General features: G+C 63.0%; 21 protein-coding genes. 15 read left to right on the forward strand and 6 right to left on the reverse strand.

The genetic code is table 11. The features are described 5' to 3' along the window. The first annotated feature begins 242 nt into the window (after window positions 1–242). The 4 genes from H0274_RS14325 (at window position 243) to H0274_RS14340 (ending at window position 6933) form a co-directional block, all read left to right on the forward strand. Window positions 243–3641, forward strand: a complete 3399-nt coding sequence (locus H0274_RS14325) for a TonB-dependent receptor domain-containing protein (protein WP_226796183.1) — start codon at window positions 243–245, stop codon at window positions 3639–3641. Window positions 3642–3766: 125 nt separating this feature from the next. After that, the gene (locus H0274_RS14330) at window positions 3767–5728 is read left to right on the forward strand and encodes an outer membrane protein assembly factor BamB family protein (RefSeq protein WP_226796184.1); all 1962 of its coding nucleotides are present in this window, start codon (window positions 3767–3769) and stop codon (window positions 5726–5728) included. A gap of 105 nt (window positions 5729–5833) precedes the next feature. Continuing rightward, a complete protein-coding gene (locus H0274_RS14335; protein ID WP_226796287.1) occupies window positions 5834–6100 on the forward strand; it encodes a hypothetical protein in 267 nt (88 codons plus the stop codon). Further along, entirely contained in the window at window positions 6073–6933 is an 861-nt protein-coding gene (locus tag H0274_RS14340) for a mechanosensitive ion channel family protein (RefSeq protein WP_319018290.1), read from the forward strand. Before H0274_RS14335 ends, H0274_RS14340 begins: the two co-directional genes overlap by 28 nt. Before the next feature lie 18 nt (window positions 6934–6951). Here H0274_RS14340 and H0274_RS14345 read toward each other — a convergent pair whose 3' ends face one another. Then, window positions 6952–7431 (reverse strand): DUF421 domain-containing protein, encoded by a 480-nt coding sequence (locus H0274_RS14345; RefSeq protein WP_226796185.1) that lies wholly within the window; start codon window positions 7429–7431, stop codon window positions 6952–6954. Beyond that, complete coding sequence (locus H0274_RS14350) at window positions 7431–7955, reverse strand: hypothetical protein (RefSeq protein ID WP_226796186.1); 525 nt, start codon at window positions 7953–7955, stop codon at window positions 7431–7433. Before H0274_RS14350 ends, H0274_RS14345 begins: the two co-directional genes overlap by 1 nt. A gap of 379 nt (window positions 7956–8334) precedes the next feature. Here H0274_RS14350 and otsB point away from each other — a divergent pair, with 379 nt between their 5' ends. From otsB to H0274_RS14385, 7 genes are all read left to right on the forward strand, one after another. Next, window positions 8335–9198 carry a trehalose-phosphatase gene (otsB, locus tag H0274_RS14355; RefSeq protein WP_226796187.1) on the forward strand — a complete coding sequence of 288 codons (864 nt, stop codon included), beginning with the start codon at window positions 8335–8337 and terminating at the stop codon, window positions 9196–9198. Continuing rightward, the gene (locus tag H0274_RS14360; RefSeq protein ID WP_226796188.1) at window positions 9183–10967 is read left to right on the forward strand and encodes a glycoside hydrolase family 15 protein; all 1785 of its coding nucleotides are present in this window, start codon (window positions 9183–9185) and stop codon (window positions 10965–10967) included. The genes otsB and H0274_RS14360 overlap by 16 nt, the downstream gene beginning before the upstream one ends. Beyond that, entirely contained in the window at window positions 10964–12322 is a 1359-nt protein-coding gene (locus H0274_RS14365; RefSeq protein WP_226796189.1) for an alpha,alpha-trehalose-phosphate synthase (UDP-forming), read from the forward strand. The genes H0274_RS14360 and H0274_RS14365 overlap by 4 nt, the downstream gene beginning before the upstream one ends. Before the next feature lie 96 nt (window positions 12323–12418). Continuing rightward, window positions 12419–13027 (forward strand): TetR/AcrR family transcriptional regulator, encoded by a 609-nt coding sequence (locus H0274_RS14370; RefSeq protein ID WP_226796190.1) that lies wholly within the window; start codon window positions 12419–12421, stop codon window positions 13025–13027. 391 nt (window positions 13028–13418) lie between these two features. Further along, complete coding sequence (locus H0274_RS14375; RefSeq protein WP_226796191.1) at window positions 13419–14675, forward strand: efflux RND transporter periplasmic adaptor subunit; 1257 nt, start codon at window positions 13419–13421, stop codon at window positions 14673–14675. 21 nt (window positions 14676–14696) lie between these two features. Next, window positions 14697–17888: an efflux RND transporter permease subunit gene (locus H0274_RS14380; protein WP_226796192.1), complete on the forward strand. Its 3192-nt coding sequence runs from the start codon at window positions 14697–14699 to the stop codon at window positions 17886–17888. A gap of 9 nt (window positions 17889–17897) precedes the next feature. Continuing rightward, a complete protein-coding gene (locus H0274_RS14385) occupies window positions 17898–19304 on the forward strand; it encodes an efflux transporter outer membrane subunit (protein WP_226796193.1) in 1407 nt (468 codons plus the stop codon). A 61-nt stretch (window positions 19305–19365) separates the two neighbouring features. Here H0274_RS14385 and H0274_RS14390 read toward each other — a convergent pair whose 3' ends face one another. From H0274_RS14390 to H0274_RS14405, 4 genes are all read right to left on the reverse strand, one after another. Then, a complete protein-coding gene (locus H0274_RS14390; RefSeq protein WP_226796195.1) occupies window positions 19366–19857 on the reverse strand; it encodes a copper chaperone PCu(A)C in 492 nt (163 codons plus the stop codon). Further along, window positions 19854–20051, reverse strand: a complete 198-nt coding sequence (locus tag H0274_RS14395; protein WP_226796197.1) for a hypothetical protein — start codon at window positions 20049–20051, stop codon at window positions 19854–19856. The genes H0274_RS14390 and H0274_RS14395 overlap by 4 nt, the downstream gene beginning before the upstream one ends. Window positions 20052–20244: 193 nt before the next feature. Next, complete coding sequence (locus H0274_RS14400) at window positions 20245–20640, reverse strand: DUF2946 family protein (protein ID WP_226796199.1); 396 nt, start codon at window positions 20638–20640, stop codon at window positions 20245–20247. 117 nt (window positions 20641–20757) lie between these two features. Further along, window positions 20758–22059, reverse strand: coding sequence for an MFS transporter (locus H0274_RS14405; RefSeq protein WP_226796201.1), 1302 nt, complete (start codon window positions 22057–22059; stop codon window positions 20758–20760). Window positions 22060–22236: 177 nt separating this feature from the next. Here H0274_RS14405 and cyoA point away from each other — a divergent pair, with 177 nt between their 5' ends. From cyoA to cyoD, 4 genes are read left to right on the forward strand one after another with little or no spacing between them, the layout of a single operon-like run. Beyond that, complete coding sequence (cyoA, locus tag H0274_RS14410; protein WP_226796202.1) at window positions 22237–23421, forward strand: ubiquinol oxidase subunit II; 1185 nt, start codon at window positions 22237–22239, stop codon at window positions 23419–23421. 47 nt (window positions 23422–23468) lie between these two features. After that, window positions 23469–25457 carry a cytochrome o ubiquinol oxidase subunit I gene (gene cyoB / locus H0274_RS14415; protein WP_413463485.1) on the forward strand — a complete coding sequence of 663 codons (1989 nt, stop codon included), beginning with the start codon at window positions 23469–23471 and terminating at the stop codon, window positions 25455–25457. Beyond that, on the forward strand, window positions 25454–26095 hold the full coding sequence (cyoC, locus tag H0274_RS14420; protein WP_226796205.1) for a cytochrome o ubiquinol oxidase subunit III: 642 nt from the start codon (window positions 25454–25456) through the stop codon (window positions 26093–26095). The genes cyoB and cyoC overlap by 4 nt, the downstream gene beginning before the upstream one ends. After that, complete coding sequence (gene cyoD, locus H0274_RS14425; RefSeq protein WP_226796207.1) at window positions 26092–26490, forward strand: cytochrome o ubiquinol oxidase subunit IV; 399 nt, start codon at window positions 26092–26094, stop codon at window positions 26488–26490. The genes cyoC and cyoD overlap by 4 nt, the downstream gene beginning before the upstream one ends. Window position 26491 lies beyond the last annotated feature (1 nt).

Here is a 26491-nt window from a genome sequence, read left to right on the forward strand (position 1 = left end):
CTGCCGGACGGAGGAATGGCAGCGCAAGCGCCAGCGGTGTGAATTCCAACCGGGTGGGGTTGGCGGCAATACCCATTTGTGTGGTGACAGCTCGCCGGATCGGGTCTGCCGGACCCTTCCCTTCCTCCCTACCCATACCGGGCGAGCCGGCTGTTCGAGCGGGCTCATGGGCATTGAAGCATGCGCTCGCATCGAACGGGCCGGCAAGAATGCCAGGGGATGTGAGGAGGGGACTTGGTCTCATGAAGGGAAGTTATCTCAAGCAATTTCGCGCAACCGCGCTTTGCACCGCTATCGGTATTTCCACCTGCATGGCCGCTGCGCCCGCGCATGCGCAGGAAGCTCCCGCCGCTCAGGAAAAGGAAGAGGCAGAGCCGATCATCGTCACCGGATCGCGCATCATCCGCAAGGATTTCATTGCGACGAGCCCGATCGTGACTGTCGGCGCGGAATTGCTGGAAGAGAGCAGCGCGATCAATATCGAAGCAAATCTCAACAAGCTGCCGCAATTCGCGCCTGCGCTGACCCAGTTCGACACGCAGGGGCTGCAGGCCAATGCCAATGTCACCATCGGCGTGGCGACGGTCAGCCTTCGCCAGCTCGGTGCGAACCGGAACCTTGTCCTCATCGACGGGCGCCGCCCGACGCCGGTCAACGGCTCTGGCGTGGTTGATATCAATACGATCCCGTCGGCCGCAGTAGAACGGGTTGAGGTCATTTCGGGGGGTGCCTCTTCCACTTACGGCGCGGATGCTGTGGGGGGCGTGGTCAATTTCCTCCTCAAGAAGAATTTCACCGGCATTAGCCTGGACGGGCAATATTCGCTGACCGAACGTGGCGATGGCGCGCAATATCGCGTTTCCGCGCTGATGGGGGCCAATCTCGATGGCGGGCGCGGCAATGTCATGCTGGGCATGGAATATTACGATCGTGAATCGGTTCGCACCATGGATCGGCCGTGGAACGTCGAGCTGGCACGCAACCCGAACGTGGCCGGCACCGAGTTTTTCCTGAACCAGAATTACATTTCCTTCCCCGCTGCCGGTCGGCCGACGGTGGAAGCGGTCAACGCGCTGTTCCATGGCAAGGGGGTTCCGGCAAACATCACGGTTCCCAACACTTCTTCCTTCTATCTTAACGGCAACAATTCGTTCTTTCTGAACGGCTCGACATCGCCCGGCGGGGTCTACACGTCGTTGTTCTATGGATATGATCCCGCATCCTCGGGGCAGGTCGATGGGCTCCAGCGCAAGCTGCTGGGAACCGGGGTGCTGGCCGACAATATCGACGATCTGCTGCTCTCATCGCCGCAGACGCGATATTCCTTCTTTGCCAGCGGCCATTACGATATTTCGGACAATATCACCGCTTTTGGTCAGGCGTCCTATGCCTCGACGGAGACGGTATCGCTCTCGCTCAATACGGTGGCCCTCGGCTCCCTCGGTACGGCAATCCCGCATGACGACAAAATCTATACCGGCAATTCGGTGCTGGGCACGCCGTCGTCACTCGGCGCCACGATTGGCGGCGTCACATACACCAATCTCGATTTCCTGGCGAAGGGGGTAAACTCTCCGGCGGGCATGGGAACCGGCAAGTTCGGTTTGGACTGTCCTGTCGTGGGCGGCTGTACCAACAGCCAGGTATTCCCGGTGCCTGATGAACTGGCACTGCTCCTCAACAGCCGGACCGGCGCAGCCGCGACCCAGCCCTTCTATGTCAATCTGATCCCCGGGGACATCGCACGCCGCACCACCGTGAACCATAACCAGACCTACCAGATGCTGCTTGGCCTGGAAGGGAAGGTGCCGGGCACGGACTGGACTTGGGAAGTCTTCGCCTCTCACGGTGAAACCACGGCGCGTACCGAGCTTTACGGCTACCTTTCGGTGGAACGTCTGGCCGCGATCCTGAATGCGCCGAACTATGGCTATAATTCCACATTCACCGGCAACGGCACGCCGCTGGCCGTCAATCGCAACGGCGCAAATGCCAGTTGTAAAAGCGGCCTGAGCCCCTTCATCTCCTCGTCCACCTATACCGAGGACTGCGGCCTGGCCGTGGCGGTGGATGCGCAGCTCGAAAACCGGCTCACTCAGGAGAACGTGCAGGCCAACCTGCAGGGTGGCCTGTTCAATCTTCCCTATGGCCAGCTGCGCTTCGCCCTGGGTGCCGAATATCGGGTGAACAAGATGAAGTTCCACGCCGATTCCGCAATGATGGACGGATCGGCTTTCTATGAAACCGTGAATGGCGGTTTCCCGCAGGCGAGCACCAAGGGGACGACCTCGGTAAAGGAAATCTATGGCGAAGTGCTGGTGCCGGTGCTTGCCGACCTGCCGTTCGCCAAGGCGCTGACGCTGGAACTTGGCTATCGCCTGTCCGATTATCGTTCTATCGGCACGGTCGGCACCTACAAGATCAATGGTGAATATGCGCCATTTGAATGGCTGCGCTTCCGTGGCGGCTATCAGAAGGCCAGCCGCGCCCCCAATCTGGGCGAATTGTTCACCGCCCGGACGCAGACCCAGACGCAGGTGACCGATGGCGATCCCTGCTCGCGCGGGAACATCACAAATCCTGTATTCTTCGGCAATTATTCCGCCAATCCGATTGGGGCAGACAGCAATCTCAACCCGGATTCGGGGGATACGGTGGGCAACCCCGATGCCGCCAAGGTCGAGGCGCTGTGCCGCAACATCATGGGGGCGAATGCGGCCACGCAGTTCTATGAGGCCGACAGGGTATATCCCACTAACACGGGGGACTACTTCCGTGCGGTTTCCTCTGGCGCGCTGGCGCTGAAGGAAGAGGATGCCACGACCTATACGATCGGCGCGGTCATCAGTTCGCCTTTCGAAAGCGAATGGCTGCGCAGCCTGAGGCTCGCGGTCGACTATTACAACGTCACGCTTTCCGGCGGTATCTCGCAAGAGAATATCAACGCCGTCTTCCGCAAATGCTTCACCCCGGTCTTCAACCCGGATTACAGCGTCAACGATGCCTGTTCGCGCATCGTGCGGGATTCCCAGACGGGCGAAGTCGTCAATGTCCTGGTGAATTATGGCAATGCGGGCCGGGTGGAAACGGCCGGCGTCGACGTGCAGCTTGATTGGGGAATCCGTTTCAAGGATGCCGGCATCGGCCTTCCGGGGCGCTTCTCCACCAATGTGCAGTTCACCTATCTCGACAAGTTCGCGACGACGGCGGACGAAGTCGCGGTGCCGATGATCGATTATGCCGGCACCACGGGCGGCGGCGAAGTGGGCACTCAGGCGGGATCCTATCGCTGGAAGCTGTTCACCCGGTTCAACTATTCCGTGGGCCCGGCAACCGTCAGCCTGCAATGGCAGCACAAGCCTGCGATTGACCATGTCACTGCGGTTACCCGCCAGGGCGGCACTCCCATCACCGGAGCCCCTGCCTATGATCTGTTCAGCCTTTCCGGCTCCTATCAGATCAACAAGTCCGCAACGATCCGCTTCGGCATTGATAATCTGTTCGATCGTGCGCCGCCGGTGATGGGCGTCGATACTTCGGCCGATCCCGCCCAGGGGCGCCTGCCGGGCGGCCGTTACGATGCGGGCAATTACGATGTGCTGGGACGCCGCTTCTTCATCGGGGCGAATGTTTCCTTCTGAACTCCCACCGTGCTTTTTCCCAGGATGAAGCACGCCATTGACGGCGGGCGGGGGCACTCACTCCCCGCCCGCCTTTTTCCGGAAGAAGTCCGGCGCTTGCCCGGAACAGAAGAGAGTTTGGCATTATGCGAATTTCCAAGGCGCTGATCCTGAGCGGCATTGCGCTGCTGCCCACCTTCTCCGCCATTCGCGTGCAGGCCGAAACGGCTCCTCCGGCGGCAGATTGGCCTCGTTATGCGCGCGATCTGGGGGGCACGCGCTATTCCCCACTGGACCAGATCAACACGGCCAATGTGAAGGATCTGGAACAGGCATGGAGCTTCCGCCTGCGTCCGGAAGGCGGCGCCGGGCTGCTGGGCGGGACCGCTCCCATCGTGATCCGTAACGTGATGTATCTGCCGCTGGGCAATGCCGTGGTCGCGCTGGAGGCCGACACCGGCAAGGAGATCTGGCGCCATCCGGTGCGCGGCATGGTGCGGCGGGGCGTGTCCTACTGGCCGGGCGAAGGCAGGCTGAAGCCGCGCATCTTCTATTCGGTCGGCAATGCCATCGTGGCGCTGGATGCGGCGACCGGCAAGCTGGACACCGCTTTCGGCAAGGGGGGCAGTGCCGCGATTGAAGGCTCCCCCTATTCTTATCCGCCGTCCGTCTACAAGAACGTGCTGGTGATCGGGGCGAACACGGCGGAAATGCCGCGCGGCCCCAGCGGCAACAGCCGGGCTTTCGATGCGCGGACCGGCCAGAAGCTGTGGGAGTTCAACACGGTTCCCCAGCCCGGCGAAGTAGGTCATGAGACCTGGCTGGACGACGGCTGGAAGGGGCGTTCCGGCACGAATATGTGGGTGTGGTACACCACCGCCGATCCCAAGACCGACACGATCTATATGACGATCGGCAGCCCATCGCCCAACTATTACGGGGGCGACAGGCCGGGCAACAATCTGTTCGGCAATTCCATCGTCGCGGTCGATGCGCAGACCGGCAAGTATAAATGGCATTTCCAGACCATCCACCACGATCTGTGGGACTGGGATCTGCCTGCCCCGCCCGTGTTGTTCGACGTAGTGAAGGACGGCAAGACCATTCCCGCTCTGGCCGAAACCGGCAAGCCGGGCCTGATGTATATCCTCAACCGGGAAACAGGCGAGCCGATCCATGGCGTAAACGAGCAATTGGTGGCCGCAGCCGACGTTCCGGGTGAATGGTATTCCAAGACGCAGCCCATCCCGGTGAAACCGGAACCGCTTTCCCGCATGCGTTGGGACCCGTCCGATATCGTCACAGCCGAAGATACTACACCGGAGCATGTAGCCGCCTGCAAGGCGCTGCTGGACAGCTACGGCGGCACATTCTTCAACAGCGGACCTTTCACGCCCTTTTTCCTGCACAAGAAGGGGGATGCTCCGCGCGCCTCGATCAACCTGCCGCATAACGGCGGCTCCAACTGGGGTGGGAGCGCGGCGGACCCGACCAGAGGCGTCATTTTCGTCAATACCAGCGAGAGCGGCAGTATCGGCTGGATCGAGGATCGCGATCCGAAAGGCAATTACGGCAACGGCACCAGTGCTTCGACCCAGATATACGACCGTGGCAGTCTGGTGGGGCCGGGGGCCTATTCAAGCTTTTCGGCCAGCTTTGAGACGAAGGATGGCAAGCGCATGAACCTGCCCTGCATTCGCCCGCCCTGGGGCCGGCTGATTGCAGTGGACGGCAATAGCGGCGAAATTCTGTGGGCCAGCAAGCTGGGCATGACTGAAGGCCTGCCGGAGGGCAAGCAGGATACCGGAAGCAACAATACTTTCGGTGGGCCGATCGTCACGGCAGGCGGGCTCGTCTTCATCGGCGCCACATCAGACCGGCGTCTCAGGGCCTTCGATGCAAAGACCGGGGCCATATTGTGGGAGAAGGAACTGCAATATGCGCCGCTGACAGTCCCGATTACCTATCGGGGCAAGGACGGGCGGCAATATGTCGCGGTGGTGGCCGCAGGTGCCGGCATGGGCGCCGCTGCCGCGCGTGGACCGGACGGGAAGCCGCTCAACAATGAATCGCTGATGGTTTTCGCTTTGCCCGACAAACGCAAGTGATTGCAGCGGCCGGATGGCCCGGCCTTTGCGGCGGCATGTGCATCTGCTGCCTTGGGCCGATGGGTGCGCACTGGCCATGGGGCATCGCCCATGTAGCCTTGGGGCATGCAGCTTGTTCCGATGATACCCGGCTGGCTACAGCCGCTCGCCCTTTGCGCTCTTGCCGTCCTGCTTGCGCTGGCGTTGCATTTCGTCATCTTCCTCGTGCTGGGCAGGATTTTGCGCAGGGTGGAATGGCTTTCCTCGGCGGAAGCGGTTCGCAAACTGCGCGGGTCCACTCGTTGGTTGCTGCTTGCGCTCGTTGGTTGCTGCTTGCGCTCGCGCTCTCCGCTGTCCAGCCTGCGTTGGGTCTCGATCCCCGCGCCGCGCTGATATGGGCTCAAGTGGCGCGACTGGTGACGCCGGCCTTGTTCGGCTGGCTGGTGATCGCGCTGGTGGGTTGGGGCTTCGCAGTCATCCAGGCGCGGACGGATATCTCGGCGCCGGATAATCTGTCGGCCCGGCGCAGGCGGACGCGCGCCAACATCCTGCACCGCGTCGCGGTGTTCGTGATCTCGCTGGCGACGTTGTGTCTCATTCTAATGGGCATTCCCGCCGTGCGGAATATCGGGGTTACCCTGATCGCATCGGCGGGCCTGATCGGGTTGGCAGTGGGCGCGGCAGCGCAGCCTGCACTCAAGAATCTGGTGGCCGGCATCCAGATGGCCTTCACGGAGCCTATCCGGATCGACGACGTAGTGATCATGGACGGAGAGTGGGGCCGGATCGAGGAAATCCGCCTGACCTATGTGATCGTCAACATCTGGGATGAGCGTAGGCTGGTTGTGCCGATCTCCCGCTTCCTTGAGGACAGTTTCCAGAACTGGACCCGCACGACCAGCCAGATTTTGGGCACGGCCTTCCTCCATGTGGACCCGGCGGCCGATGTTCCGCGACTGCGGGCCAAGCTGGAGGAAGTGGTGGCGGCGAATGACAAATGGGACGGGCGCGTTGTGGGGCTGCAGGTGACCGACACTGCGCCCGATCATCTGGAATTGCGCGCGCTGGTAAGCGCTGCCGATGCAGGCAAGGCCTTCGATCTGAGATGCGACGTGCGCGAGGCGATGATGGCGTTCATTCGCGACGAAATGCCCTGGGCTCTTACGCGCAGGCGAGGGGAAGTGATCCTTGGCCGGCGCCGGACCGAAAGCCTGTCGCCCGCCTGACCTGCCGTGACGGCGCGCTCAGGTGGCCGGGCCATCCTCGGGTGGGTGGGAGGGTTCATCGTCCTTGCGGATGAAGCTGACCTTCCCTTCGGTTTCGAGGATCGCCCATGCGACATCGGACAAATGGGCAATTCCCGCCAGTCGCATTTCCGCCTCCAGTTCGGAGAGGGTGATACGGTGACGGCCGAGATTGCCGTTCAGGATCTCGCCGCTGCGCACGAGCACCGCAGGCTCACCATCCAGCAGCTTTTCCGCGCGACGCGAACGGAAACTGAACCAGGCGAGCAAGGCGCTCCAGAAACCGAAGGTGGCAATCGCCAGCGTCGCACCCGTGATGCTGAAATCATTGTGCGTAACGCCCTGCTGAACCAGATCGCCCATCACGATCAGCATGACCAGTTCGAAGGGCGTCAGTTGTGCCAGTTCGCGTTTCCCCAGCAGCCGCAGCAGGAGATAGACGATGGCGAACATCGCGGTGGCGCGCAGCACGATATCCATCAGGGCAAAATCTCGAGTGCGAGCGGAATCCGGACGAGGCGAGTGTCGCCTTCGCGCAATTCCATCCAGCCATCATGCCCGCCGGCAAGCGTTGGGTTGACCTGGCCATCCAGCTTGATGCGCAAAGGCTGGCCGGCTTCGAGGCGGCCGTAACCCATAGTAAGTGCGTCGCCGGAATATGCCTCTTCCTCAGCCCCCGGCATCACAGTGTTGACCGTAAGGTTGCGCAGATAGGCGGGAGATATGGCTAGGGTCGGTTTCTCAAGGGGGCGATCGGCACGGACCTCTATCCAGATCTCGAAGAACTCGCCGGATCGCAAAATCTGCGGCGCCTCTACCGCCAGCGACGCGCCGTTCCGCAGGGCCGCCTTGCGCTCACTGGGCCAGCCCCCGAACAGCCCGGCCAGCGCTGCGATCATGAGCGCACCCAGAACCAGCAGCGCCAGCCAGTGTGAGAGGGCATGGGCAGATCGTGTCTGCTCCAGATGGCTCGGGGAAATGCCGTCCGGGAGATCAGCCCCCATGGGAAGGCGTTCCTCCCGAGGCTCGATCTCCGCCAAGGTTCATCGTCGCACATTCCCGGATCATCATCCGTTCCTTGTTTGGGCAGCATTCAGAACGATTTCTGGCAGAACGATTTCTGGCGAAGTCGTGTTCCCGTCAGGAAGGGGGCGGCACCCCGTCGGGGGCACGGCTGGTCGCTTTGCCGACCCGCCGCCGCGCTTGGCATGGTACTGCTCCTGCATCGCGCGCGGCATTTCTGCCGCAACTATTTGAAAAAGCCTTTGATCCCGCCTCTGGCTCGGTCCGCCGCTAAGGGCGTCCGGCGCGGGAACGGCACTTCTGGCGGAACGATCTAATTCTATCAGATCGTTCGATCGCCCCAATTCCGGAGCTGAAAACATGGACCATTCAAGGCTGCGATCCTGCATGTCGCTCGCCGCCTCGACGCGGGAAGAATGTAGCTTCCCCGGTGCGGTCGGGGCGTTGGAAATGAAGGCCGCCGTCCACCTCATTCCGCAGGGTGGAGGGGCCTCTCCTCCCCCTGTGCTGGCCAAGGGAGAGGTCACGCTGCTGCTCGATTTCGACGGCACCCTGGTGGAAATCGCGGAGACGCCGGAGGCGGTTCAGGTTCCTCCCCATCTCGTTCGACTGCTGGGCATGCTCTCCTCCCTGATCGAAGGACGGCTGGCCGTGGTCAGCGGGCGCGATGTTGCATGGCTTGCAGGCCGTCTGGGCTTCACCGGGCAATTGGGTGAGGCCGGGCCGGTCCTCGTCGGCAATCATGGTGCGGAGTTGAATGACGAAGCGATGCCCCGCCCGGCCAGCCTCGATCTGGTCGCTGCCGCGCTGAGGGATTTTGCCAGCAGCCATCCGGGACTTTTGGTGGAGCAGAAGCGCTATGGCGTGGCGCTCCACTTCCGGCTGGCCCCCGCGGCGCAGGAAGCCAGTATCGCACTGGCAGCAGCCTTGGCGCAGGAACACGGCCTCTCGCTGCAAAAGGGCAAGGCCGTGGCCGAATTGCGTGTGCCGGGCCGCGACAAGGGCTTCGCAGTGCGCAGCGTGATGGAGCGCGCCACGAGCGCAGGCACCATGCCGATCTTCGTGGGTGACGACCTTACTGACGAGGCAGGCTTTTCCGCCGCCGAGGAACTGGGCGGCTTCGGTGTGGTCGTCGGCAACAGAAACCCCACCGCCGCGCGCTATCGCCTTGGCACAGTCGCGGAGGTGCATGCCTGGCTGGAGCAGCTATGCAACCGGACCTGAATCTCTGGCCGATCGGCAATTGCCAGGTCTCTGCATTGATCGACAGTTCCGGGCGCTATGTCTGGGCCTGCGTGCCCCGGGTGGATGGAGAGCCGCTGTTTTCGGCGCTGCTTGACGGGGACGATCCGCAGAACGGTTTCTGGGACATCTCGCTGGAAGGCGTGGTGAAAACCGAAATCGCCTATCTTCGCAACACGCCTGTGCTGATCACCCGGCACGAGGATGAGGCGGGCAACGCCATCGAAGTCATCGATTTCTGCCCTGATTACCGCCAGCGGGTAGGGCCCTATCGTCCGGTTGCCTTCGCACGGATCGTTCGCCCCCTGCACGGCTCGCCCCGTATTCGCGTGCGCCTGCGCCCGGTGACGGGCTGGAGCGAACCTGTACAGGCGAAGCGAGGCAGCGGTAATTATCTGCGCTTTCGCATCGGCGTTGTCTCTCTCAGGCTCACCATGTCCGCGCCCGTGGGTATCGTGCAGGAGGAACGGGCCTTCAGACTGGAAAGCGCCGCTTATTTCTTCCTCGGACCCGACGAGCCGTTCCTGCGGGAAATCGGCAATGCCCTGGAGGGGATGCTGGAGAGCACCGTGCTCCATTGGCAGAGCTGGGTCCGCGGACTTGCCATACCGCTGGAATGGCAAAGCGCGGTGATCCGTGCCGCCATCACCCTGAAGCTGTGCCAGCACGCGGAAACCGGGGCCATCGTTGCAGCGCTGACCACCTCCATTCCCGAACATCACGGATCGCAGCGCAATTGGGACTATCGCTTCTGCTGGATACGCGATGCCTATTACACGGTGCAGGCGCTCAACCGACTGGGTGCGCTGGATGTTCTGGAATCCTATCTGGCGTTCCTGCGGAACGTCGTCGATGCGGCCCGGGGCGGCCATATCCAACCGCTCTATGGTGTGCTGGGTGAGCCCGATCTGGAAGAGCGGATCGTGCCCGGCCTTGCCGGCTATCGCGGGTTCGGCCCGGTGCGGGAAGGCAATCAGGCGGCGGGGCAAATCCAGCATGACGCCTATGGCCAGATCGTGCTGTCCAGCGCGCAGGCCTTCTTCGACGAGCGCCTGTTCCGTCCTGCGGGCGAGGAGGATTTTCTGGCGCTGGAGCGGGTCGGCCAGCGGGCCTGGGAGAATTACGACCAGCCCGACGCAGGGCTTTGGGAACTGCGCAACAGCGAATGGGTCCACACCTATTCGTCTGTCATGTGCTGGGCCGCCTGCGACCGGCTGGCCAATGCCGCCGCTGCCCTGGGCAAGGCGGACCGGGCAAGATTCTGGCAGAAAAGGGCCAACCATATTCGCGCACATATCGAGCGGGCGGCGTGGCGGCCTGACAGCCAGTGTTTTTCCGCCACTTTCGAGGGCGAGCAATTCGATGCGAGTATGCTGCAGATGCTCGATCTGCGGTTCATCCGGCCCGATGACAGCCGGTTCCTGACGACGCTCGCCGCCCTCGAGAAGCAGCTCAGAAGAGGAACCCATATGTTGCGCTATGCATCGGAGGACGATTTCGGACTGCCGCAGACGGCGTTCAACGTCTGCACTTTCTGGCTGATCGAAGCGCTGCACCTCACCGGGCGTACCGAAGAGGCGCGCGGGCTGTTTGAGGGCATATTGGCCCAGCGCACGCCTTCGGGCCTGCTGTCCGAGGATATCGATCCGACCACCGGAGAATTGTGGGGCAATTTCCCGCAGACCTATTCGCTGGTGGGCATCATCAATTGCGCCACTTTGCTGAGCCGACCCTGGAGTACGATCCGATGAGCCGCCTGATTGCAATTTCGAACCGCGTGAGCGCGGGTGGCGGCTCCCAGGGCGGACTGGCGGTGGCGTTGACTGCCGCGCTCAATGCCTATGGGGGAATCTGGTTCGGCTGGTCGGGCGAAGTGATCGAGAAGTTCAGCGGGCAGGTCAATCTCAGCCGAGTGAACGGGCTCACCACGGCCACGGTGGATCTCGAAGAGCAGGACATAGAGGAATATTACAACGGCTACGCCAACCGCACCCTTTGGCCCTTGCTCCATTACAGGGTCGATCTCGCGGAATATGAGCGCACTTTCGCCCATGGCTATCACCGGGTCAATGAACGCCTCGCGCAGACCGTGATCCCCCTGATCGAACCGGACGATCTGGTGTGGGTCCAGGATTTCCACCTCATTCCGCTAGGCAAGGAATTGCGCGGAAGCGGGGTGAAGAACCGGCTGGGCTTCTATCTTCACACCCCCTGGCCGCCGCGCCGCCTGCTGAGCACATTGCCCGAGGCCATGGTGCTGGTGGAAAACCTGTTCGAATATGACGTGATCGGGTTCCAGACCAGTGAATGGCTGGAGGCTTTCTGCGAATATGCCATCTCGCAGATGGGTGCGCAGATCGAGGGTGATGTCCTTCGCCGCGGGGGGCGGACCGTGCGCCTGCTCGCCTGCCCGGTGGGGATCGATGCCGATGGCTTTGCCGAAATCGCCCGGAGCGATGCCGCACAGGAATCACTGAACCGCATTCGTGAGAGTCTGGTGGGTAGGGCGCTCATCGTGGGTGTGGACCGGCTCGATTATTCAAAGGGCCTGGAAGAACGGTTTCTGGGATATGAGCGGCTGCTGGTGGACCATCCCGAAATGCGCAATCGGGTGGTCTTCCTCCAGATCGCGCCGCCATCACGCGCCGGTATCGCCAGCTATCAGCGTATCCGCTCCAGCCTTGAACAGCTGACGGGCAGGATAAACGGCGCCTATGCCGCGCTTAACTGGGTGCCGATCCGCTATGTGAACCAGGGCTATCCGCATGACACGTTGGCGGGCGTTTATCGCGCCAGCCGGGTGGGGTTGGTCACGCCCTTGCGCGACGGGATGAACCTCGTGGCCAAGGAATATGTCGCAGCGCAAGACCCGGATGATCCGGGTGTACTGATCCTCTCGCGCTTTGCGGGGGCCGCAGAGCAGATGAAGGATGCCTTGCTCGTCAATCCCTATAGTGCGGAAGAGATCGGCGATGCGCTCAAGCAGGCGCTCGAAATGCCGCTGGCCGAAAGGCAGGAACGCTGGCGAGCGATGATGGAGCAGATTCGCGAACAGAACGTCTTTTGGTGGCTGGACAGGTTCCACAAGGCGCTGGCGGACGACTGATCCCGGATCCCCATAAGCCTGTATCGCTGCCGTATTGTCTGGGCTATGGCCGCAATCCTTGGATTCTCGCGCCGAAGGTTATATATACCGAACGTTATGAAAATTCCCACGGCTTGCGTCGCGCGTGGTCGTCCACGCGAATTCGATACCGACAAGGCACTGGCGGCGGCGCTCTCCGTCTTCTGGGCCAAGGGGTATGAAGGTGCGTCGATGGCGGACCTTACTGAAGCCATGGGTATCACCAAGCCCAGCCTCTATGCCGCCTTCGGAAACAAGGAAGCGCTCTTTACCAAGGCGTTGGACCTCTATCAGCGCGAGAAGCTGGCCTATGTGAGCGAGGCGCTGAAGGCGCCCACGGCACGCGGCGTTGCGGAACATTTCCTGCGCGGGGCACTGGAAATCTACAGTGGCGAGAAATGCCGCGGCTGCCTGACGGTGATCGGGGCGAGCGCCTGCGGCGATGAAGCGGAAGGCATCCGTGAAGAGGTTGTCGCTCGCGGTGCCGCCGCGAAGCAGGCGCTGCTGGAACGATTCGAGCGTGCGAAGCAGGATGGCGACTTGCCCGCCAATGTCGATCCGCAGGGCCTGGCCGCTTATCTGACCGCAGTGCTTCAGGGAATGTCGGTCCAGGCGGGGGCCGGTGCGAGCCGGTCGGAACTGGAGCAATTGGTGGAAATCTGCCTCGCGACCTGGCCCGGCGCCTGACGTTTCCGGCGGCTCTCGACTTTCTTTACTGACTGGTATAAATATCGCTTGACGCTCGGCGCCTCGATTTATATACCGATTGGTATGAAATCCGTGGTGCTGCGATTCTCCTCGTTCTGGGGGAGCGCTCCCCCCGGGCCATAAAACCAAGAACAGCGAGACCTCGGCGAACGTCCGGCCACGACGCTTCGCCGAGGTAGCGCGGGTGTGAGGCGTCGTGCCGGGGTCTGCCCGCGCGGCGTCCGCCTGCCGAAGCGGGGACTCAATCAGTCTGTCCGCAATCACAGGGTGAGGGCGTTCGCGGCCGGGAAGCCTGCTTTCCGGAGCGACCTCGTGCGGCCTTTTGAGAGGTTGCGCGCGGTGCCGCGCGTCCAGGGAACAGGGTTTGAAAATGAACGAACTGACTTCCATCGAACTTCAGGATGGCCGCAGCGAGCCGCTGATCGCGACGTCCCGCAAGGGCCGCAAGCGGGCGCTGGGCATCGTCGGTATTGTCGCGGCACTGGCCGGGGCATGGTATCTGCTGGGGGCTGCCGGCGATGCGCCGCCGCCTCCGCCGCCTGCCGCGGTCACCGTTTCCGCGCCCTTGCAGCGCCAGATTACGGAATGGGACGAATTTGTCGGCCGTTTCGAGGCGAGCCGCGCGGTGGAAATCCGCCCGCGCGTTTCAGGGGCGGTCACCGCCGTCCATTTCAAGGATGGGCAGATCGTGCGCAAGGGCCAGCCGCTCTTCACCATCGATCCGCGCCCCTTCACGGCGGCCTTGCGTGAGGCGCAGGCCGATGTTTCCGCCGCCAGCAGCGATCTGGCCCTTGCTCGCAGTGATCTGGAGCGGGCGAGCCGGCTGGTGGAATTCGACGGCGTTTCCAAGAGCGAGATCGACCGGCTGCGCGCCCGCGAACGCGCTGCCGCCGCCACGCTCGCGGCAGCTCAGGCCCGGGTGAATTCCCGCGCTCTGGATGTCGAATTCAGCACCGTGCGCGCTCCGATGACCGGGCGTGTTTCTGACCGGAGGGTCGATCCGGGAAACCTGGTGTCCGCCGGTGACGGCGGTTCAGGCACCCTGCTGACCACGTTGATGGCGGTCGATCCGATCTATTTCTCCTTCGAGGGATCGGAAGCCCTGTTCCTCAAGGCCCGGCGCAATGGCGCGGGCGAGGGCCTGCCCGTGGCGGTGCGGTTACAGGATGAGAGCGACTACGTCCATCAGGGCCGCCTCGACTTCACCGACAACAGCCTCGATCCGCGTTCGGGCACGATCCGCGCCCGCGCCGTGTTCGACAATCCAGACCTTTTCCTGACGCCCGGCATGTTCGGCAACATGCACCTCGCCACCGGCGGCAAGGTCAATGCCTTGCTGGTGCCCGATACGGCGGTGCAGACCGATCAGGCTCGCAAGCTGCTGCTGGTAGTCAAGCAGGATGGCACAGTTGCCGCGAAGCCGGTCCAGCTCGGGCCGGTCATCGATGGGCTGCGCGTGATCCGTTCCGGCCTGCAGCCGACCGATCGCGTAGTGATTGTGGGCACGCAATTCGCCGCGCCCGGAAGCAAGGTCGAAATCCGCAAGGGCACCATTGCCCCCATCAAGGCAGAGCCGAAGCCCGCGATAGCCGCGCCGCTTTCCGGCAAGGCCACCTTCGTAAACTGATCCGGACTGGGGCCAGAAGCCATGCGACTATCCCGCTTTTTCATCGATCGCCCCATCTTCGCCGCAGTGATCGCAGTGCTGATCACCGTGGTGGGGGCGATTTCCTATTTCTTCCTGCCCGTATCTCAATATCCGGACATCGTGCCGCCCACGGTAACCGTGTCGGCCGCCTATCCCGGTGCGTCTGCGGAAACGGTGGCGGAAACGGTGGCAAATCCCATCGAGCAGGAAATCAACGGCGTCGAGGGGATGCTCTATCAGTCATCCCAGTCGACCGGGGATGGCCGTGTGGTCATTACCGTCACCTTCGAACAAGGTACCGATCTGGATGAGGCGCAGGTGCTGGTGCAGAACCGGGTCGCCATTGCGATGCCGCGCCTGCCGGCCGAGGTTCAGCGCCTTGGCGTAGTTACCAAAAAGACGTCGCCAGACTTCCTGCTGGTGGTGAACCTGATCTCGCCCGACGGTTCGCTGGATCGCGAATATCTCTCCAATTATGCCCAGACCCGCATCAAGGACCGTCTTGCCCGGCTCGATGGCGTGGGCGACGTGCAACTGTTCGGTTCGCGCGATCTCTCCATGCGGGTGTGGATCGATCCGACCCGCGCGGCGGCTTATGGCTTGACGGCGGGGGACATCGTGAACGCGCTGCGTGCGCAGAATGTCCAGGTCGCGGCCGGTACTCTGGGCCAGCCTCCTTCGGGCGGCAGTGCCTTCCAGCTCAATGTTGAAACGCAGGGCCGCTTTACCGAGCCCCAGCAGTTTGCCGACGTAGTTGTCCGCACGGACGCCGAAGGGCGACAGGTTCGCGTATCCGATGTTGCCCGGGTGGAACTCGGTGCCGAGGATTATGGCACCTCCGCCTATCTTGGCGACATGGATTCGGTGATCATTCCCACCTTCCAGCGCCCCGGTTCCAACGCGCTTGCCGCTGCGGAAGGGATCAAGGCGGAGATGGACGAACTGGCCAAGGAATTCCCGGCCGGTATGGAATATCGCATCGTCTATAATCCCACCGAATTCATCGCCAAGTCGATCGATGCGGTGGTGCATACCCTGTTCGAGGCCATCGTGCTGGTGGTGCTGGTCATCATCGTCTTCCTGCAGAAATGGCGGGCGGCGGTGATTCCGGTTCTGGCCATTCCCGTTTCGCTGGTCGGCACTTTCGCGGTGCTGGCGGCACTTGGCTATTCGCTCAACAACCTCTCCCTGTTCGGGCTGGTCCTGGCGATAGGCATCGTGGTCGATGACGCGATCGTGGTGGTCGAGAATGTGGAGCGCAATATCGAGGAAGGCATGTCGCCGCTGCAGGCGGCGCGTGTCTCCATGGACGAAGTGGCGGCCGCGCTGGTTGCCATCGTGCTGGTGTTGTGCGCGGTTTTCGTGCCGACGCTGTTCATCGGCGGCCTGTCGGGTGCCTTCTACCAGCAATTCGCCGTGACCATTTCGGCCGCGACGATCATCTCGCTGGTCCTCTCGCTTACCCTGTCGCCCGCCTTTGCCGCGCTGCTCCTGCGGCCTGCCCGGCGCGCGCCGGAAGGCGCACGCTGGCACAGGATGGTCGAAGCTGCGGGCGATCGCTTCAACCGCGCTTTCGAGCGGTTCAGCACCTCCTATGCCCGCCTCACCGCGCGTCTGGTGCGTATGCCCAAGCGCATGATGGCAGCCTATGGCGGCCTGATCGCGCTTACCATCGGTTCGCTGTGGTGGACGCCCACGGGGTTCATTCCTGCGCAGGATCAGGGTTATTTCTTCACGATCATCCAGTTGCCGCCCGGCTCCGCCACTGCGCGCACCGATGAGGTAATGAAGAAGGTTGCCGAACGGATGCTGCCAATCCCCGGCATCACCAATTCGGTAATGCTCTCGGGCTTTGACGGGGCTTCGGAAACCCGCAACGCCAGCTCTGCCGCGGCTTACTGGGTGCTCGACGATTTCGAGGAACGCGCCAAGCATGGCCAGACCATCGACAAGCTTATGGAGGAGGCGCGCAAGGCCACGGCGGATATTTCCGAGGCACGGCTGATGATCGTCAAGCCGCCGCTCATTCGCGGCATCGGCTCCGCAGGCGGTTTCCGCCTGATGGTGGAGGATCGCGACGGGCAGGGCTACAAGGCGCTGGAACAGGTTTCCAATGCGCTGATCTCCAAGGCCAACCAGACCCCCGGCTTCTCGGGCGTCTACACCTTCTTCGATACGGCGACGCCCCGCGTCTATGCCGACATCGACCGCAAGAAGGCGGAGATGCTGGGCGTGCCGGCAGAGCGTGTGTTCGAGACGCTGCAGGTCTATCTCGGCTCGGCTTTCGTGAACGATTTCAACCTTCTGGGGCGGACCTATCGCGTCACGGCCCAGGCGGATGAGGCCTTCCGCCAGAGTACTGCCGATATTGCCAACCTGCAGACCCGGTCCGACAACGGGGCGATGGTGCCGCTGGGCGCAGTCGCAACCTTCGAGGACAAGGCCGGCCCCTATCGCGTCACGCGCTACAATCTGGCGCCTGCCGTGGCGGTCGATGGCGATACGGCGCCGGGCTATGCCTCGGGCCATTCGCTCGACACGATGGAGCAACTGGCACAGGCGGAACTTCCGCGCGGCTTCACCCATGAATGGACGGGCATCGCCTATCAGCAGAAGTTTGCCGGCAATACGGCGGGCCTCGTCTTCGCCATGGCGGTGCTGTTCGTCTTTCTGGTGCTGGCGGCACAGTATGAAAGCCTGGTCATGCCGCTGGCGATCATCCTGATCGTGCCGATGTGTCTGCTGGCGGCCATGCTGGGCATCAACGCGATGGGAATGGACAATAACGTCCTCACCCAGATCGGCCTGGTAGTGCTGATTGCGCTGGCGGCGAAGAACGCGATCCTGATCGTGGAATTCGCACGGCAGGGCGAGGAGCGCCACGGATACAGCCCGGCGGAAGCAGCGGTCCATGCCGCCGAGCAGCGCCTGCGCCCGATCCTGATGACCAGCTTCGCCTTCATCCTCGGCACCTTGCCGCTGGTGATCGCGACGGGTGCCGGGGCCGAATTGCGTCAGGCGCTGGGCACTGCCGTGTTCTTCGGCATGGCCGGCGTCACCGGCTTCGGCCTGCTGTTCACGCCCACCTTCTATGTGGTCTGCCGCAATCTGGGGGACCGGCTGGCGCGCCTGCGCCGCCGCCCTGACGCCGATGATGGCGCGGCCGACCACGCCCTGCAACCTGCCGAATAGGATCAGCCCATGCCATCCACTCGTGCTCTTTTGGCTTCGCTATCCGCGCTTGCGCTCAGCGCCTGCGCGGTCGGGCCGGACTTCGTCGCACCCGTCCCGCCCCAGACGACGTCCGGCCCGTTACTTTCCGCTGCCGATCCGGCCTTCAGCGCCGAACAGGCCGCAGAGGACTGGTGGAAGCTCTATGATGATCCCGTGCTTGACGGGCTCGTGGCCGATGCGCTTGCTTCCAACACCGATATCCGCGTTGCCCTCGCCAATATCGAGAAGGCGCGCGCGGGCCTGCGCGGATCGCGTGCCGGGCGGTTGCCGCAGGGCACCATCGGTGCCGGTGCAACCTATGGTCGTCTGCCGGAATCGCAGCGGGCCGCAGGTGCGGACCGGGAAAACTGGACAATCGATGGCGGGCTGGAAGTCGGTTACGAGCTTGATCTGTTCGGCCGGGTAGGCCGCGATATCGAGGCCGCGCGTGGCGACCTCCAGGCGGCGCAGGCCGATGCCGATACCGTGCGGGTGATCGTGGTGGCAGACACCACCCGCGCCTATGCCGATGCTGCGTCGGGTGGTGCCCGGCTGGCCGTGGCCCGGCGGATCGTGGGGCTGCTCGACCGGTCGCTGGAACTGACCCGCAGGCGTTACGAAGCGGGCCTCGCCACGGGGCTCGACGTGGCGCAGATTTCCGCCCTGCGCGATCAGCGCGCGGCGGAAATCCCGCTGATCGAGGCTGAGAGGCAGGCGTCGCTGTTCCGTCTTGCTACGCTCACCGGCAGGCCCCCGGCAGAATTGCCGGAAATTGCCTCGACCCGGGCGGTCAGCCTTGAGATCAACCGGCCCATTCCAGTGGGGGACGGTGCTGCCCTGCTGGCCCGCCGTCCTGATATTCGCGCGGCGGAGAACCGCCTTGCTTCCGCCACGGCACGGATCGGGGTCGCCACGGCGGACCTCTATCCGCGCATTACTCTGGGCGGTTCGATCGGATCGACCGGTTCCGATATTGGCGACATCTTCAGCGGTGGGCCACTGCGCTGGCTGCTGGGCCCGTTGCTGAGTTGGACCTTCCCCAATCAGGAACCCATCCGTGCGCGCATTGCCGCTGCCGAGGCGGATTCTCACGCCCGGCTGGCGGAGTTTGACGGTGCGGTTCTGGGGGCGCTCGAGGAGACGGAAACCGCCCTTTCGGGCTATGCTCATTCGCTTGAACGGCGCCGATCGCTCCAATCAGCACGGGATCAGGCAAAACGCGCTGCGGACATCACCGATGCCCAGTTGCGTGAAGGGACGGTGGATTCGCTCCGCGTGCTGGATGTCCAGCGCACCTATGCCGAAGCGGAAGCCGCGTTGGCCGATCAGGATGCGCAGGTTTCTCGCCGCCAGATCGACCTGTTCCGGGCGCTCGGCGGCGGGTGGAGTTCCTGAACGGCAAAGCCGTGGCCCCGGCTGCCCGAAATGGCGCGTCGGGGCCATCTGGCAATGCGGATCAATGTCCCGCGTGTTCGCCTTCCATCGGGCCGGTGGAGCCGATGGGCTGAACCGCGAATTGCACGTCGATCTTCCCGGCGCGCTGGAACTTCAGGGTGACAGGAACCCGCTCACCCTTGCGCAGCGGCTGCTTCAGGCCAATGAACATGATGTGATAGGAACCGGGCTTGAGCTCCAGCCTGCCCTTGGCCGGGATAGCGATCCCGCCTTCCATGCGGCGCATGCGCATGACACCGCCTTCCACGCTGGAGGAATGCAGCTGGACCTCAGCTGCGGCCGGGCTCGTCGCTGAAAGCAGCCTGTCGGGCTGGGGACTGTTATTGAGCACCGTCATGAAACCCCCGCCGGAAGTCTGGCCGGGAGCAGTCTGGCGGGACCAGGGGTGCTGTATCGAAAGATCTCCGGCCTTGTAGCCATGGGCCAGTGCGGCACTGGCAATCAGGCCGATGGCCATACCGCCCAGCAGCGTCTTGGGATTGGCGATAATCATAGCAGGGTTTCCTTTGAGATGGGGCAGGTCGGCGAAGCTGGGTCGGCGGCCGGCTGGCTGTGTTCGATGAGGTTGAGCCCAAAGGCGGCATCGGCTGCGCGGGCGAGCAGGCAGGCGGCGATCAGCAACCAGGTGCGACGGCGCAGGCGACGGAACTGGGCCGCCCTCTGGTCGCTGAGGGTGAGAATGCCCATAGCTAGCTCCCCGTCGCCGGGGAGGGGCCTTCCGCAGGCGGCAGTCCGTGATCTGCGCGTTCTTCGCGCATGGGCGCCCGAGGTCGGTCCGGACGATGTTCCGGTATTTCATACATTGGCGGATGCTCCGGCTTGGCCGGTGCGCGTTCAGAATGGGCGCAGACCGACCGGTCCGTGAAATCGGTTCGGATCGTCAGCCGGGAGCAGGCGGGCCGCGCAAGGGCGGCCGGGCATGGTGGAATTGCAGGGTAGGCAAGGGGGGCGGGGCCGCGAAGCCAAGCGCCAGGACAAAGGCCAGCGCCAGCGCCAGCAGGGCCGGATTGGTGCCGGTGAGGGATGCCATCGCCAGCGAGGAGTACGGGCATTCACCCTTGCTCTTTTCGCCTTCATGGCCGTCCTTGACCGGGATGACGAGTTGCGCTGTCACCGGATGGCCCAGGCTGTCGCTGCAGATCTCGACGGTCAGCACCCGGGAATGCTGGCCGAGCATGAAGCCTGTGGGAATGAGCGCCTTCATGCACAAAGCCGTCATGACCAGCGCAATGGCCAGTATGCGATGCCGGGAGAGGAAGGCGCGAAGAGCAGTCATGCAGGACGCCGGATAATGGCCCATTCGATCAGCGTTGCCACTCTCGCACCATGCCAGGCGTTGCCAGCCGTTCCCATGACCTGAGTCAAGTTTCCGGCCGGTGGGGCAAAAATCGCATCAGCGGTTCTTGCCCAGTTCGCTGTTGAGCCACAGCGCAACAAGCGTGGCGAGCGCGCCCGACAGCAGATAGGCGCCCGAGGCGAGCAGTCCCAGATTGGCGGAGAGCCACAGGGCGACGAGGGGGGCGAAGCCCGCACCGAACAGCCAGGCAAGGTCGCTTGTCATGGCCGAGGCGGTGTAGCGGTGGCGATTGGCGAAATTCGCCGAGACCGCGCCCGATGACTGGCCGAATGCCAGGCCCAGAATGATGAAGCCGGTCAGCATGAAGGCGATTTCGCCGCCTTCGCCCAGGTCCAGAAGTTGGGGTGCAAAGCCGCTGAAGATGGCGATGGCTAGCGCCGAATAGCCCAGCACGCGGCGGCGACCGATCCGGTCGGCCAGCAGGCCGGAAATGATGATGGCCGCCACGCCGAACGCCGCAGCCGCGCTTTCGATGAACAGGAAGCGGGTGGGCGTTTCCTCCGTGAACAGGAATACCCATGACAGCGGGAAAACGGTGACCATGTGGAACAGCGCAAAGCTGGCCAGCGGCGCAAAAGCGCCGATCACGATCGTTTTCCATTCGGTCCGCAGGGTGGTGAGCGGGCTTTCAGGCTGCAAGTCGCGCGTTTCGAACAGGCGGCGGAATTCTGGCGTCACCACGATGCGCAGCCGCGCGAACAGGGCCACCACGTTGATTGCGAAAGCCACGAAGAAGGGGAAGCGCCAGCCCCATTCAAGGAAATCCTCAGCCGGAAGAGTGGCAGTGAAGAAGGCGAAAAGCAGGCTGGCCACGATCAGCCCCAGCGGAGCGCCGAGCTGCGGGATCATCGCATACCAGCCCCGGCGTTCCTCCGGCGCGTTGAGCGCCAGCAGCGAAGCCAGCCCGTCCCACGTGCCGCCCAAGGCAAAGCCCTGCCCCATGCGGAAGAGCGCGAGCAGCCAGATCGAAGCCGTGCCAAGGGTTGCATAGCCCGGCAGGAAGGCAATCGCCGCCGTGGACCCGCCCAGCAGGAACAGGGCCACCGTCAGCTTGACGCCGCGGCCAAAGGCCCGGTCCAGCGCCATGAATGCAAAGGAGCCCGCAGGCCGCGCCACGAAGGCGAGGGCGAAGATCGCGAAGGACCACAAGGTGCCGGTCAGCGGATCGGTGAAGGGGAAGAAGAAGTGCGGGAAGACCAGTACCGAGGCGATCGCATAGACGAAGAAATCGAAGAACTCCGATGTCCTGCCGATGATCACGCCGATGGCGATCTCTCCGGGCGATACCGGATGGCTTGCGTGATCCTTGTCAGGATACTCGATAGCGGCTGCCGACATCTTGCGATTCTACTCCAGTCTGGGCGTGCGTCGACCTGGGCTGTGCGCCCGGCCTTCGGGAGCGCTATTGTCATTGATGCAGATCAAAGGGATTGGACAAAATGTCCTATCGTCTGGCCCGCCCGGCGCTTCTAGGCGCGCGCCATGCCCTCCCTATCCCCAGTTTCTGCGCGTCTGATGCGTTTTTCCATGCTCCTGCCGCTGGCGGCCATGCTTGGCGGCTGCGACTGGGTAGTGCTCAACCCCGCAGGCGACGTAGCGCGCCAGCAGGCCGATCTGGTGGTGATCTCCACCGTGCTGATGCTGCTGATCATCGTGCCGGTGATGGCGCTGACGGTGTGGTTTGCCTGGCATTACCGCGCCAGCAACAAGGCCGCCCGTTACGAGCCTGAGTGGAATCATTCGACCCAGCTGGAACTGGTGATCTGGTCTGCCCCGCTGCTGATCATCATCGCGCTTGGCGCCGTGACCTGGGTGGGAACGCATCTGCTCGATCCCTATCGGTCGCTCGCGCGGATCGACAAGGAGCGTCCGCTGCATCCCGAGACGGAGCCGATGGAAGTGAATGTCGTCGCGCTCGATTGGAAATGGCTGTTCATCTATCCCGAACAGGGAATCGCGACGGTCAACGAACTCGTCCTGCCGGTGGACCGGCCGGTGCGCTTCCGCATTACGGCCTCTTCGGTGATGAATTCCTTCTATGCACCGGCTCTGGCCGGACAGATCTACGCCATGCCCGGCATGGAAACGAAGCTGCATGCCGTGCTCAACAAGACCGGTAACTTCGCCGGTTTCTCCGCCAACTACAGCGGCGCGGGCTTTTCCGACATGCGCTTTGCCCTGCGCGGGGTGGAAGCGGGCAAGTTCGAGGAATGGGCGCGCAAGGTGCGGGCCGGCAGTCAGGGGCTGGATCGGGAAACCTATCTCAAGCTTGAACGGCCGAGCGAGAAGGAGCCGGTGCGGCACTTCGCCACGGTCGCGCCCGATCTGTTCGACGCGGTCGTCAATCTGTGTGTGCGCCCCGGCAAGATGTGCATGAGCCAGATGATGGCGCTCGACGAGCAGGGCGGCACGGGCAAGGCCGGGATGCTGAACCTTGCCGCCCTCACTTACGACAAGAACGGGCGAGAGCAGATTTCGGCGATCCTGCCGGGGGATCAGATCGCGGCGAGCCAGGCCTTCATCAAGGCGCTGTGCGCTGACAATTCCCCGCTTCGCGCCCGGTCGGCGGAAGTCGGCGCGCCGGAAGACCTTGCTCCGCTGCGCGGTGCAAACCTGCCTTCGCCGGCCAGACCCGATGCGGCGGAAGGCGGCAGGCTCAGCCTTGCCGCACCTGCGCCCGCCAAATCGCCCGTGTCCTGATTTTCGGAAAAATGAACGCCATGACTTCTCAAGATCAGCACTGGTCGATGTTGTTCGGCCGCCTTTCGCTTGAATCGCTGCCTCTGCACGAGCCGATCATCGTGGCCACTTTCGCCGCGGTAGCGCTTGGCGGCGCCGCGCTGGTGGGCGCGCTCACATGGTTCCGCCTGTGGGGCTATCTCTGGCGCGAATGGTTCACCAGCGTGGACCACAAGAAGATCGGCATCATGTATATGGTGCTGGGGCTGGTGATGTTCCTGCGCGGCTTTGCCGACGCGGTGATGATGCGCATCCAGCAGGCGATCGCCTTCAACGGATCGGAAGGTTATCTCAATTCCCATCACTACGATCAGGTCTTCACTGCGCATGGCGTGATCATGATCTTCTTCGTGGCGATGCCTTTCGTCACCGGGCTGATGAACTATGTCGTGCCGTTGCAGATCGGCGCGCGCGACGTGTCTTTCCCGTTCCTCAACAATTTCAGCTTTTGGATGACCACTGCCGGGGCCGTGCTGGTGATGGCGTCGCTCTTCGTGGGCGAATTCGCGCAGACCGGCTGGCTGGCCTATCCGCCGCTTTCGGGCATCGCCTACAGCCCCGGCGTGGGCGTCGATTATTATATCTGGGCCCTGCAGATCGCGGGTGTGGGTACGACCTTGTCGGGCATCAACCTGATCGCCACGATCGTGAAAATGCGCGCGCCGGGCATGACCATGATGCGCATGCCGGTGTTCACCTGGACCAGCCTGTGCACCAACGTGCTGATCGTGGCATCCTTCCCGGTGCTGACGGCCGTGCTCGCCCTGCTGAGCCTTGACCGCTATGTGGGCACCAATTTCTTCACCAACGATTTCGGCGGATCGCCGATGATGTATGTGAACCTCATCTGGATCTGGGGCCACCCGGAGGTTTACATCCTGATCCTGCCGATCTTCGGCGTGTTTTCCGAAGTGACGGCCACTTTCTGTGGAAAGCGGCTGTTCGGCTATTCCTCCATGGTTTACGCCACGGTGGTTATCACCATCCTGTCCTATCTGGTGTGGCTGCACCACTTCTTCACCATGGGATCGGGCGCCAGCGTCAACAGCTTCTTCGGCATCACCACCATGGTGATCTCCATCCCAACGGGGGCCAAGCTCTTCAACTGGCTGTTCACGATGTACCGGGCCCGCATCCGCTTCGACCTGCCGATGATGTGGACGGTGGCCTTCATGCTCACCTTCGTGATCGGCGGGATGACCGGCGTGCTGCTGGCCGTGCCCCCGGCAGACTTCGTGCTGCACAACTCGCTGTTCCTGATCGCCCACTTCCACAATGTGATCATCGGCGGTGTGGTGTTCGGCGTGTTCGCCGCCATCAATTACTGGTGGCCCAAGGCCTTTGGTTTCCGCCTCGATCCCTTCTGGGGCAAGATCAGCTTCTGGTGCTGGGTCGTGGGCTTCTGGCTGGCCTTTACGCCGCTCTACGTCATGGGCCTGATGGGCGTGACCCGGCGCCTGCGTGTGTTTGACGATCCCTCGCTCCAGATCTGGTTCGTCATTGCCGCCATCGGTGCAGGCCTGATCGCCTGCGGCATCGCGGCCATGCTGATCCAGTATGCCGTCTCGATCATCCGCCGCGACCAGCTGCGCGATGAAAGCGGCGATCCCTGGAACGGGCGCACGCTGGAATGGGCCACCAGCTCGCCGCCGCCGAACTATAATTTCGCCTTCACGCCCGTGGTCCACGATCTCGATGCGTGGGATGAAATGAAGCGCGCAGGCGCACCGCGCCCGGCGGGCAATTTCCGCGCGATCCATATGCCGAAGAATACCGGCGCGGGGATCATCCTGGCAGGCATCAGCACCGTCTGCGGTTTCGCGCTGATCTGGCACATCTGGTGGCTTGCCGGGGTCAGCCTGGCGGCGCTGCTGATCACCGCGATTGCCCACACGTTCAACTATGCGCGCGATTTCCACATCCCGGCCGAGACCGTGGCCGAGACCGAAGCGGAACGCGCGCGCCAGCTTGCCGCACTGAAGGGAGCCGCCGCATGAGCATTGCCCCTGCTGCTGCCGCCGTCACCGACGCGGATCTGACGGCGCGCTATTACGACCTCGACGAGCATGATCATCCCGAAGGCGGCAGCACCATGCTGGGCTTCTGGATCTATCTGATGAGCGACTTGCTCATCTTCGCGATGCTCTTCGCCACCTTCGGTGTGCTGGGCGCGAATTATGCGGCTGGGCCCGGCCCGAGGGACCTGTTCGACCTCCCGCTCGTCGCGCTCAACACATCCATGCTGCTGTTCTCATCCATCACCTATGGCTTCGCCATGCTGGCGATGCAGAAAGGGGTGGTGCGGCAGACGCAGCTCTGGCTGGTGATCACGGGCCTGTTCGGTGCGGCCTTCCTCGGCATCGAACTCTATGAATTCGCACATCTCATCCACGAGGGGGCCACGCCGCAGCGCAGCGCCTTCCTGTCCGCTTTCTTCACACTGGTCGGTACTCACGGCCTCCACGTCACCTTCGGCCTCATCTGGCTGGTCGTATTGCTGGTACAGGTGGAACAGCGCGGATTGATCCCGGCAAACCGGCGGCGGCTGATGTGCCTCAGCCTGTTCTGGCACTTTCTGGACGTCGTCTGGATCGGTGTCTTCACCTTCGTCTATCTGATGGGAATGCTGCGATGAGCGCCGCACATGAACAGGGAGCCGGGCACGGCCACGGACACGACCATGGCCACGATCATGGCGGGGAAGCGCACGGGACGATGCGGGATTACGTGTGGGGCTTTGTCCTTTCGGTCATCCTGACGGCGATCCCCTTCTGGCTGGTGATGGCCGGGCCGATTGCGGACAAGTCTGTCACCGGGCTGATCATCACGGCTTTTGCCGCGATCCAGATCGTGGTCCACATGATCTTCTTCCTGCATATGAATGCCAGGGCTGAAGGCGGCTGGAACATGCTGGCGCTGATCTTCACGATAGTGATCGTGGTGATCGTGCTGACCGGATCGCTGTGGGTGATGTATCACCTCAACGCCAATATGATGCCCCAGTCTCACCAGATGGACTCGCTGCCTTGAA

It is taken from the genome of Fulverythrobacter ferritrahens (assembly GCF_020539485.1).
Classification (GTDB): Bacteria; Pseudomonadota; Alphaproteobacteria; order Sphingomonadales; family Sphingomonadaceae; genus Andeanibacterium; species Andeanibacterium ferritrahens.